Genomic DNA, 508 nt, shown 5'->3' with positions numbered 1-508 from the left:
TGTTCACAAAAATATAATATGAGCGTTCGTACTAAAAAAGGACATTTTGTAAATTGTAAAGAATGTAATAAGGAATTTTATGTTATGAAATCATCTTTAAAATATGGAACGGGAATTTATTGTAGTAAATCTTGCAAAGGTAAATTTTTATATAAAAATGGAATATATAAAAAATCTTTAAAGATTGCTCATGATAAAAATTTATGCTTTCAAAAAGGACATGTTGCTGTTGGTAGATTTAAAAAAACAGGAAGTAATAAAGATAAAGGAATGAGATATAAAAGGAAAACAGTAAATGGTAAGCAAATACATTTACATAGATATATTATGATGATGCATTTAGGAAGAGAATTGCAAACATGGGAACATGTTCATCACATAAACGAAAATATTCATGATAATCGCATTGAAAATCTAAAAATTTTGACAAATGTAGAACATGGGAAAATACATAAATTAAAAAATAAATAATTTTTTATTTTTTTTCCTTCTTAATCGTTTTCATCAA

General features: G+C 23.8%; 1 protein-coding gene. It reads left to right on the top strand.

Going from position 1 to position 508, the window contains the following annotated elements; all coding sequences use genetic code 11:
- On the top strand, positions 1-471 hold a 471-nt coding region (locus AC3DE3_RS17160; protein WP_488370829.1), incomplete at its 5' end, for an HNH endonuclease.
- Positions 472-508 lie beyond the last annotated feature (37 nt).

The organism is Dietzia sp. IBK-p2-16D, from assembly GCF_057773085.1.
The sequence above is the reverse complement of the archived record's forward strand: the minus strand, read 5'-3'. Positions and strand labels throughout refer to the sequence as shown.